The following is an 11,440-nucleotide window of genomic DNA, read 5'->3' as shown; positions in this document are numbered from 1 at the left end:
TCCCGCATGTCGAAGTAGGCTACTACCAACAGCATGGTAGGTTCTGTGTCCAGTTTCCTGGTTGAACAATTGGACAATGACCTTTGCAGGTCGCACTACGGCATAGCCATCCGTCTGGAGATACCCTTTAAAGTTTCCAAGCATGGGCACAGCGGCAATACCACCACGGGTGGGACTATAATCAAATAGCACTGTTCCCTCCAGTGGAGCATGATATACCCAATAATAACCTTGATGGGCAGCACCTTTTTTATCGCTGTCCAGTACTTTTATTGGCGTTTCATCGACTTGCAAATAACCCATTGCCTTGGTATCGAAGACAAGATTTTCATATAACGGTTCCAGTTTTTCCAGTGCCTGTCTGGTCCATCCTTCGATCGTTGATGAGGGGATCTGTATGTTTTCCCTTGCGAAGACCTGCTTCTGTCGGTATAGCGGCATATGGTCCATATATTTCCCGACCAATATCATTGCCAGTAAGCCCGGCCCTGCTATACCTTTGTCGATCACCCGTTCGGGAAGTTCGGCAATGGAGACGCCTGATCCGTCTTTGGGCGCATATTTATAGCGGATATAGCGTTTGATATAGAACTTTGCAGGTTCGCATTCCAGTTCTTCGGTGATCTCTTTGCCTATACACACCATTTCCGACAGATCTCCCTCTGGGTGGATCTCAACCTCTTCTATAGGAAGGTGTGAAGGCAATTTGGCACGTCCCTTATGATTGGGTCGTTTACGTACATACTCGATCTTTTTTTTGATTTCCTGCTGTTGCTCTTCTACTTTTTCGGGCTCCGTTTGAAAGGGAAGCATGGTCTGGTTGGGATCACCCTCAAAGCGTTCGCGCTTCTGCCCGAACTGCATCCGCTTGTACATGGAAAGCTGAGCTTCCAGATAAACTATCTTTTCATCTCGCTCAGAAAGAGTTTGGTCACGACTGGAAATGACCTTGAGAAGGTCTTCTTTCGAGAGGTTTTCCAGTGCTGTTTCCATAGCATAAAGATACGCAAAAAGTTGCTTTATACATATTTAAAAGCATTTTTAAGGAAAAGAAAAACGTCTTTTTTGAATACTTTTTACCACCTGTATACCTTCGACCATCAATACCAGGTCACTCCAGGACAGTTCACCGTCTTTTATGCCCGGCGGCAAAAAAGTACCGCTCTCCAGACGCTTATAATAAAGGACAAAGCCTCCTTTTTCCCAATGCAACAGCTTCATATGCGTACGGCTACGGTTCAGAAATACGAAAACCTCACCACTGGTAGCCTGGCGTTGCATCCCTGAACTGATCAGTCCGCAGAGCCCATCAAAAGATTTTCGCATATCACAGTGGCTATCGTAAAGATAAAAGCGATGCGATGAACCCAACGCAAACATCAGTACAGACGGATCAGTTGGGATAGAAGAGCAAGATCATTTTCGATCTTTATACGTACACCGTTGGGATAAATAACCTCAATATCGTTCCTTCTGGCCGCCTTATCGATTGTTATGAAGCTACCCCTGGAAGTGTCATTTTCTTTACTGCGCGAAAACCAATAATAAAAGGTCGCTTCGTTGATCCCATTTTCCGCGCAATAAGCTTTCTTGCTTTTTCCACTCTGCTGCCAGTCTGCTATCATAGACAGCATACGCACACGTTTTTCTTCTAAGTTGTTCATACAACAAAGCTAAAGCCTAATGGGATCTAAGTCAATATGTACTTCATAGGACGGATACGTTTATCAACGGTTTGCCTTTCCTGTGAGCATTCTCCCGTATCTTTCGCAACTCCAAATTCTGAATTTGTCACATAAATTGATAGCATTTTGGGTAAAGGTAAAGGAATGAAATTAGTCACGATATCAGGATTATTGATTTTTAAGGGTTTAGCATATGTTCGATTCCCTTTATGTTTATAATCTGGAAAATTTAAGCTAAACCATCTAGTGAACGATCGTTCACAACATTTTAGCCCTATATCATTTAAGGATCTAAACATGGCAGTAGGATTGATTTTCAAACTGCACATGTGTTTGATTTCGTTTATATATCTATTATAATTTACAGATGTACTCCTCTCCGTTGAAGGTATTCCGTGTTCTAAATATTTTTCAACGGTGCGCCAGTTAGTTTGTGTTTTTCGAGCTATTTCAGAAATGCTGCATCCATTTTCCTTCATTTTAATCATCTGAACAAGTTTTTCTTCTTTCTCCAACATACCAGACGAGATATTCTGCTTAATATTTTCTTTAGTATAGTTCTCGGAATCCAAATTCGTTTCAATATCAGGAGGTTTTTTTGATTCTGTCTTGGCATGAATAGCTTTAGAAACCGTCTTTAAATAGCTGTATTCTTGCCGAATTTCGTCTTGAATAGCATCACTTAAATTTTTTACTAAATGGAACCTGTCGGCAATCTGCTTTGCGTCCGGAATAGCTTTGGCGATGGCACTGGCATAGGCTGTGGCTCGATCCCGAGTTACATACTCTATTTCTTTATGACGGGATAGCCATTTGACAACATCACTGGAATCCCTACTGTCCAGAATATCTATGGGGCGTCCCGTATATGCGTCAACGATTATTGTTCCATAGTTCATTCCCTTTCTCTTTGCCCAATCATCAATACCGATGCAATACAATTGTTTATTTGTGGTCATAGGCATGGATTTGACCATCCTAAGACAAGTATTGTTGCTGACAGGGATATTCAATATTCTAGAAAAGTAAGCGCCTTTATTAGCCGAAATCTCAATGAAAAACTTCTTTAAATATTCGGAAGCTCTATTTGTACGTCTAGAATAAGGTTCAGTTAAATTATTGCACCTTTCTGAAAATATCTGCTTTTCACAGTCAATATTTTTGCAGGCAAAGCGGCGTACCTCAAGCATTATAAGAACTGAACTCGCCGCCAAGGGTAGATCTACGAGTTTTCTTACATAGGAAGAGCGCACAATGGCGCTGTATTTCATACATCTTGGACACTTAGAACGAGCTCCTGTTCTTTTTGCAAATAGACGTATTGTTGTACCATGTACATCTGAACTGTATATCTTAGTTTCTCTGTCACCATAAAATAGACCTGTAGTTTTTAAGTTAAAAGTATTGCTTGAATTCACTGAAAAATATCTGATTATCAATACTTTAAGCTACGAAAAAAGTATTACTTAAACAAGTTTTTAAGTCGTTATGTTGCTGATAATCAAACAATTAATTGACTTTTATAGGAAAGGGTATTAGATGCATCAAAATTGGCGAAGAACCATTCTGATTTACCGATTACAAATAGAGGAATTCCTGAAATTTTTTTGGATCAATTTTAAGAATTTAGATAGTAAAATCTAAGATTTCGTAAAAATTATTTTAAAATTATTTAACCACAATAAAGGTTAATTGGTAAAATAAATCATATGACTAGATTCCCAATATTTTCGATACATGATTAATATTATGTTTTTTATACTTTACTGAAATTTATTATTAAATTGCACTTGCCCTAATCTTTAAAACTATTAATCTATTAATATGACACCAAAATTCAATTATAAAATCAAAAATATTAATTCTCATACGGAAACGGCAATTGAAGATTATAACAGAGGTAACAAAGAAAATACCTTAAACAATTTAAGGAAGGCAGCTGAGGCTATATGTCGTGCAATAATCCTAAATAAAATGGGAGAAGTCGATGGGGAGAAGATAATTTTAGGCGAGGTAGATATTAATCTTAATCCAAAAAGCAAACGAGATATTAAAACTTTATTATTGAATGATTTGATTAAAATAGTTAATGATAAAAGATGGCTCAATCAGACTATTTTTCATAGGTTAAAAGATATTCATTGGGGAGGAAACTCAGGCTCTCATGATTCAATTTCTGTAAATCAAGAAGTAAGTGATGATGATGTAAAGCTCTGTATCATACAGTACAAGAATGTATTAGAATGGTTTTATAAAACATTTTTGAACAGTTCGGTCCCAAGTTCTCTATTAGATTTTGAAAATGGGAAAACTATCATTAAGTCGAATGATAGTTTAATTTGGAGTGATTTCTTTTTGGATTGCAATCAATTCAATAAAGACCGCAGTTATGTTTTAATTGTTCCACCGAATTTTGACAATTTAAGTGAAAATCAATTCTCAATTTTTTCTAGGATAAATTGGAGTATGATTATTGATTTCAATCCTGAAACTAAAGAAAATGGACTATTCAAAGCCTTATCAAAAAATCCAGGGAAATACCAAATCAGGCCGATTTCAATTGAAGAAAAAGATAAAAGGGAAAGAATAATTAATGTTTCTCATTATACCTTAAACTATATTTTCGCAAACGGAATTTCTTCAATTCCAGGTACTATCTCAACAGATCCAAGGAACTGGAGAAGCGATTTAAAATATGCCTCTTTTTTAAAGAGATTAATTGAAGAATATTTAATTGAAAAAGTTCAAAATACTACATATGTTTATTTATATGATGAACGAGATTATATTCAGGAAATAATAAGGGCAGTAGACGAAAGTATATCAAATCGTGGTTTTGCAAAACATGTAATAGCTTACAACGATAGCGAAAAATTAAATCGACTGGAAGATGAGTTCCGGTTTTATGATGTTTTGCTCCACAATATACCCTTGGAACTTATTATTGCAGGTATTGAGAGATCTCTAATACCAACTGTTGATACGTACGAAAGTAATTTGAAGCAGATTCCTTGTCGTGGACAGAACGACAGCGATAGCTTCGTTGATATTTCAAGTAGTTTCTACTCCATGCAGTCGAAAGGGGTTGAAATCTTACATCAATCCATAATAAACGTTGAAATAGACAATGAAGATAATAACTTTTACAAAGGCGAAACCATTAGTTGGAATGATTTGGTAGCTGATCTTGATGCTACCAGACATATTTCAACAGATTTAACAGCAATGTTACAAAAATGGTTAGATCATAATAAAGGTGGATTTGTTGTTGAATTAAGGCACAAGCCAGGTGCGGGGGGAACCACATTATCCCGGAGGATGGCTTATACTTTTATGAGGAAATATCCAACAGTAATAATAGATAAGTATTATCGGGACAAAACAAACCAAGTTCTTTTTGAATTATCTGAATTAACTCAAAAACCAATTCTGGCAGTTGTGGAAGCTTTTCTCGTTACACAAAACGAATTAAACGCACTCATTAGGAAGATAAATGAGGACAAAAAACATGTTGTTGTTCTTTATGTAATTCGTTCTTTTAATGGAGATTATAGGGGTAGCGATAAAAGCAAAACATTAATTCTTAGTGACAAAACTATTGATTTGATTGAGAGGGATAAATTTTACTCAAAATATTTTCAATCAGCATCTTCTATTGCAAAAGAAGAATTAAAGAAATTAAAATTAAAAAATCCTGGTGCATGTGAAGTTATTGATTTCGCAATTACTGCATATCAAGAAGAATACTCATCTTCTAAGTTAGAAGATTATATATTATATCATCTTAATAAATTGCCACAAAATCATTTGAAATTTATTGGATTTGCTTCAATGATTTATTATTATGCGCAAATAAGTACTATGGATTTGTGGTTCTCAAATTTATTTGAAAATGGTAGTCTAAGTTCTGATTACCTAAACAAAAAAGAGGACGAAAAATACATTCTAAAATTGTTTATTCATGAACTTGATGAAGAATATGAAGAAACGAATTATTGGAGACCAAGATTTAATCTATTTGCAGAGGAGCAAATGGCTTTAACTTTTGTAGGTTTAAATAAAGCCAAAAAAGGTAATTGGAAAGATTTCTTAGCACGTTGGTCAATAGACCTAATTAAAACATGCAAGGCAAATCACGCAACATTAACGGATGATCTTAGAGACATGTTTAAAAGTTTGTTTCTCAATAGAGATAATGAAGATGTATTAGGTCAGGATGATAATTATGAATATTCATCAGGAGCAGATAGAAAGTTCTCAACTTTAATAAGGCATATCGGTAAAAAAGAAGAACAATACAATGTTTTAAAGGCATTAGTTGATAGCTATCCAAATGAGTCCCATTTAAGAGGTCATCTTGGAAGATTTTTATATGAGAAGGCAACAGAACAACTTGATTTTGAAAAAGCGTACGATGAAATCACGCAAGCGATTGAATTAGGTGAAAATGATTATAATTTATGGCACCTTAAAGGAATGAGTAGTAGAAGGAGAATAGAATTTCTTATTCGGTCAGATATTTCAAAATTAAATGAAGATGAAATATCTGAGTTAGAAGAGTTTATTAAAGAGCTGACAGAGACTGCAAATGAAGATTTTGAGAAAAGTAGAGCGATAAACCCTCACAATTTACATAGTCACACAGCACAAGTCCAAATGCTAATTCAGGTAATAAATAATGGACGTAGATTAAGCAAGTCAAACAATCAATTTGATTTTTTGACTAATAAAGAATATAAATGGTATGACAATCAGCTGTCTGAAATTATGAATTTGATAGATGAAGCTAAATATATAATTGAGCTTTCTACCGATTTAGATCAGTCATTGATCATTGAAAAATCAAAAAGAATGATCCAAGATTGCGAAGGAAAGTTATTTCGACTACAAGGCGAATATTCTAGCTCTGTTGATAAATTTAAACAGCTTGCCAATTCTTCCGACAGGGATCTTCGTCCCTATTACAGAAGAATGTTTATCTATTCTACCTTGGCAAGTAAAGTAGACAATAATTTTAAAAAATTTCCAGAAGCGTGGAATAAATTAAGTCCTTTTGAGTTTGAAAGTATAATTAAGGTTATTTTGCAGAATATCGAGGATGAACCTGATAACACTGTTCATGCTAAGATGTGGCTGCAAGCAGTGAGGCATTCAAAAGGATACACGAGTTTGGATGATGCTATTAGTATCATCAAATTATGGTATAACAACAGCGGAAAATATGAAATTCCACACCTTGAAGCCACTTATTATTTGTATGTTCTATATGCATGTAAGGCAATTTCTGAAGGAGACAGCGTAAGTGATTTTACTTTGAACGAGGCGAAGGCTTATATTAAAGAATGTAAAGAAAGAAAAGTAAATGATAAATTTAGTTTTGAATGGTACGGAAAAGGAGAGGGTATTAAAATATTGACTAGTCATACAAAAGTCGGCAAAATGAATCCCAATACTAGATTTTTTGACAAAACCGAATTTTTAGGAAGGGTTGAGGGTACTATCGCTTTAATAGATGATAGACAAAAAGGAAGAATTAAATTAAGATGTGGCTTGGATGCATTTTTTGTACCATCAAATGGAGGTTTTGAAAAAGATCGGGATGAATTGACAAATGTTAATTTCTATATTGGATTTAGACAGGATCAACTTATGGCTTGGGAAGTGAAAAAAATAGGAATTGATAATATAGCAGTAAATTCAGATTCCGTTGATATTGAAGGTTATGATCTTATAGACGAATTAATTGAAGAACCGCTTGCTATTGAAAAAATAATTGAGCCTACCAAAATTGAAAAGAATTTTGAAGTTGAAAAAGTCTCAATTAAACAACCAAAAGTTTTAGGCAAAATTGACCTTTCTCAATTTGATAAATATAAAAAGAAACGTAAATAATATTTGATCTGAAGAATTAAGGAGCCTTTAAGTAGGCTCCTTTCTTATTTCTATTGACTTTGGATTAACCCACCTAACTACATATTGAATTTAGACATACGCTCTAATAATAGATTTTAATCCAATGACAACTTGGGTGTTATAATCCATTACCTTATTGAAGAATCGTGGCAAGTAACTTCTACGTATTCGATTTTCTAATTTTTTGAAGGGGAGAATTGCTGAATGTCTTCCATAGGAATTTTTTCTCTACTGCAAATATTATTATACGAAAACTGCAGAATGTTCATTACAGAATCTACCATTTGATATTTCTCACTCATTTTAATCAAAACAGGTAGTGTTTTTTTACTACCTATAGATGCAAAGCATTCTATAGCTCTACGTAATTGATTATATTCAGCTCCTGCATCAAATTCAAAATATGGTAGCTTTTCTAAAAGCCAATCTTCATCATCAGCTCTTCCTATCTTAGTCAAAGCACGAAGGGGTCTTTCAATTAAATGTGAGGCATATTTATTGTCAACTTTTATCTGATTTAGATAGTGTTCGGTTATGGTTTTAATCTTTTCGCGCATCCATTCACCACCTATATCTTCAGCAGTTTCAATAAAAACTTCAGTTTCGTAACTGAAGTTTTTAGATGGTGGAAGATACTCGTTATAAAAAGCTTTAGCAATTAAAACCGCCAATTCCTTATCAAAATACTTTAGCTTTTTCATTAGATTAGTCTGTAAATATTTATCCTTTTTGTAAAGGAACATTGAACCATCAAAATACTTTGCGATTATTTGACGTTGCCTTTCCTTTTCGCCAATGTAATTGAATGTCCCTGCTAATTCATATGCTAGAATATACTCACCTAAATACATTTTGCCGTAGCTTAATTCATCTTGAATAGTTTGTAGGATTGGTATTGCTTCTATTAAGTGAAATCTTCTAACAGCTTCCAATAGTATATGAGCAGTGGGAGTGTAAAAATGATTTGGGAATCTATTTTCCCTGATTAGATTTATAATCTTTCCATTATCGACTAGGATCTTTAATGCCCAACTTTGTAGTTGAGCCTGTTCACCATATAGGTGCCTTTCAACTTCTTTTTCGACATCCTGATAAGGAAATCGATTAAGCGCATGAAGACAATAGGAAGCTACGTTGGTGTTCTTATGGTTTATGAGTTCATGGAATATCTCTTTCGGAATGACTGCATTACTATGTTTCAGTATTTTTGACAAAAGTTCACACTTATAACTATCCAAATTTTCATTAAAAAGGGCATCTTTAATCTTTTCTACCAATTGAATATTAGGTGAATTTTTCAGTATTTTAAAAACACTTCGATAACTAGAAACCGAGTCTTCTTGATTCAAGAATTTATCAAGCACCTCTTCTGCAAACTTTAAGTTTGGAACTTTAGAAAGTATATCTGCAATTGCTTCGAGTTTGGCACCATAAGCGCTGTTCTTTCTGAGTTCTTTAAAAAATAGATTTTGCAATCTGTCTACAAGACCTTGATTTAAATTATTATTACGTTGAAGCCTTTGAAAAATCCTTTTGCAGGTTTCTTCCAAAGGGTAATTTGAGTATTTTTCCCAGTTTGATATTATTTGAATATAACCTTGATCCCCAAAATGTGACAGTGCTTGAACAATATAAGCTTGTGATGATCTCCCATGAAAAAAAGATGATTCATCCCAATCAACCTGACTAAATATTATATCCTTAGCTCTCATTGAAGTATTGAGGGCCATAGCTGAAAGACACATCATCTTTACATCTTTGTGCTGAGTACTCTCAAAGCAATCCATAAAGAAGTTTTGAACGCGTTCATCATTTATTTTTTCAAGAAATGAAATAGCATTAGACCTGTTATTGGGTACTGGAGAGCCTACCTGTTCGATCAATCTAGAAACAACTATATCCTTAATTTCCTTATTACAATTTGAATTTTCTGTTAGGCAATACGCAGAAAGCCAAAGCCTATTTTTTAATGACTTTATAATAATAGTAACATCATTAACCCGTGTTGCTAAAGTTATAATCGCAATGTCCCATTTCTCATCAGAAGATAACTCCTCAATTTGATTAAGGTTGTTTTGTAAAGACAAAGCAGAAAAATGATTTAGAAACAGTCTATGCCAGAAAAATAGATGATCCTCACCCACAATTATTAGTCCTGTTGTGGTAAGTTCATCAACTACCTCGTTAACGGTGACACCTGGTTTGATCTTACGTGTTTGCTCAAACTCATTAAGCATTTCTATAATAATAGGTTCTGCATCAAATAATTTTATTGATACCGCATTATGCTTCATAATCCAATATCCAAGTTCAGCAAGAATCCTTGATACTTGTTCCCATTTTAATCTACTAGGTCTCATGTTGCGGCTGTCTTGCCATAATTTTACACGCTCAACTAATTCATTTACAATCTTTGCGACCGAATCTGGAAGATAATTTTTCTCTTTATAAAGAGATATCATAAAAAGTAATAAGAGCGTATTTCGTGATTCTTGAGTTAGGTCATTTTTTTCTATTTGATTTTGAAATCGATAATAGCCAGATCCTAAATAGTGTCTGGCAACCTTTTCAACTTGTGTATCGTTTAAAGGACAGATATCAAATATTACTGCACTATTAAGCATTGGCAAGTTATTAGGTCTTGTCGTTATAAAACATTCATATTGAGAAGACAGGTTTTCTATAGCATTACACACTTCTTGCTTAAATGATTCTTCAATTTCATCAAAAGCATCTAAGAAAAAAACAAATTGGGTAATACTATTTCGTTCTTCAAAATCTTTTCCTTTATATCCATAACGAATAAGAGCAGAAGAAATTAGATTTTCTAATGTATATCCATTTCCAATTTCTTTTAATGCAATGAAAATTGGAATCTTTACATCAATTCCTTCCAAAGCATTCTCAGCAGTTCTGTGATGCAAAAATTTTAAGAATGATGTCTTTCCAGCTCCGGTTTCGCCAACAAATACTTTTTTGTTAATATTATATGTTGTTTCTATCTGCACAAATTTTAACTTATTCTCTTCGTTCTTGATTGGTTCATTTATTGAATGTAATTTAAACAGTAAGAGATAGTTCGGGTCTATCTTTTTAAGCTCAATATTATTAATTGCTTTAAACCTATCATTTGGAAGATGCCAGTTTTCAAATTTCTCTTTTACAACCTTTAGATAGTTTTTAAAATCAGAAATTTGCAATTCTTTCCGTAGCTTTTCATTACCAAATTTCTCGACCAAGTTTTGTGATACTGCCTCGTTAAAATTAAATTCCCTCAATATCTCTATTTGAGATTTAAATAATTGGTTTTTACGTCCAAGGAGATCATTAAGTACATCGAGTTTTAATTGCAATTCTTCTATTCCCTCAGCACGAAAAATTAAAGTATTGACATCATAGACCAAAAGAACTTTACCATTAGTTATCATTAAAAAGTTTTTACCAACGCTAGTAGCGTAGGACTTTAGTTGACCAATATGATCTTCTAAAGATTGTCCTGGTCCTTTGCTGTCAATTATGAACCTTGATTTTGATAAATCACCATCAATGCATATTATAAAATCTGGTCTATGAATCAATCCTTTTGAGCCACGTTCTGAAAATCTTACGCCAGAAAAGATATCCTGCGCTGGGAAATTTTTTTCTGGAATAATTTCGGTAATTGAATAACCAAGATATTGAGTAAGTAATGGTATTATGAAATTTTGACTTACCTCAGCTTCATTTGAATATACCATTCCTTTAAATTGTTCCAAAAATTTACCCATTATTACATAACTGAAGAGGATTAATATAAATTCGAACCAATTTATACAAAAATTGGTTTGCTGGCAATAATATCA

6 protein-coding genes are annotated in these 11,440 nt (G+C 33.9%); 1 reads left to right on the top strand and 5 read right to left on the bottom strand.

All coding sequences use genetic code 11. The features are described from left to right. The 4 genes from tnpC to D7322_RS21055 form a co-directional block, all read right to left on the bottom strand. On the bottom strand, nucleotides 1-993 hold a 993-nt coding region (gene tnpC / locus D7322_RS21070; RefSeq protein ID WP_245971403.1), incomplete at its 3' end, for an IS66 family transposase. Between the two features lie 48 nt (nucleotides 994-1,041). Continuing rightward, nucleotides 1,042-1,380 carry an IS66 family insertion sequence element accessory protein TnpB gene (gene tnpB / locus D7322_RS21065; protein ID WP_121126206.1) on the bottom strand — a complete coding sequence of 113 codons (339 nt, stop codon included), beginning with the start codon at nucleotides 1,378-1,380 and terminating at the stop codon, nucleotides 1,042-1,044. Continuing rightward, the gene (tnpA, locus tag D7322_RS21060; RefSeq protein WP_245971402.1) at nucleotides 1,380-1,664 is read right to left on the bottom strand and encodes an IS66 family insertion sequence element accessory protein TnpA; all 285 of its coding nucleotides are present in this window, start codon (nucleotides 1,662-1,664) and stop codon (nucleotides 1,380-1,382) included. Before tnpA ends, tnpB begins: the two co-directional genes overlap by 1 nt. A 26-nt stretch (nucleotides 1,665-1,690) precedes the next feature. Beyond that, nucleotides 1,691-3,103, bottom strand: coding sequence for an ISL3 family transposase (locus tag D7322_RS21055; RefSeq protein WP_262707658.1), 1,413 nt, complete (start codon nucleotides 3,101-3,103; stop codon nucleotides 1,691-1,693). A 406-nt stretch (nucleotides 3,104-3,509) separates the two neighbouring features. Between D7322_RS21055 and D7322_RS21050 the strand changes: the two genes are divergently transcribed. Then, nucleotides 3,510-7,577, top strand: coding sequence for a P-loop NTPase (locus tag D7322_RS21050; RefSeq protein WP_121126204.1), 4,068 nt, complete (start codon nucleotides 3,510-3,512; stop codon nucleotides 7,575-7,577). Between the two features lie 197 nt (nucleotides 7,578-7,774). On the opposite strand, the gene D7322_RS21045 is transcribed toward D7322_RS21050, so the two are convergent. Further along, nucleotides 7,775-11,365 carry an NACHT domain-containing protein gene (locus D7322_RS21045; RefSeq protein WP_121126203.1) on the bottom strand — a complete coding sequence of 1,197 codons (3,591 nt, stop codon included), beginning with the start codon at nucleotides 11,363-11,365 and terminating at the stop codon, nucleotides 7,775-7,777. Nucleotides 11,366-11,440 lie beyond the last annotated feature (75 nt).

It is taken from the genome of Sphingobacterium puteale, assembly GCF_003627955.1.
Lineage (GTDB): Bacteria > Bacteroidota > Bacteroidia > Sphingobacteriales > Sphingobacteriaceae > Sphingobacterium > Sphingobacterium puteale.
This window is presented reverse-complemented; position numbering and strand designations above follow the sequence as displayed.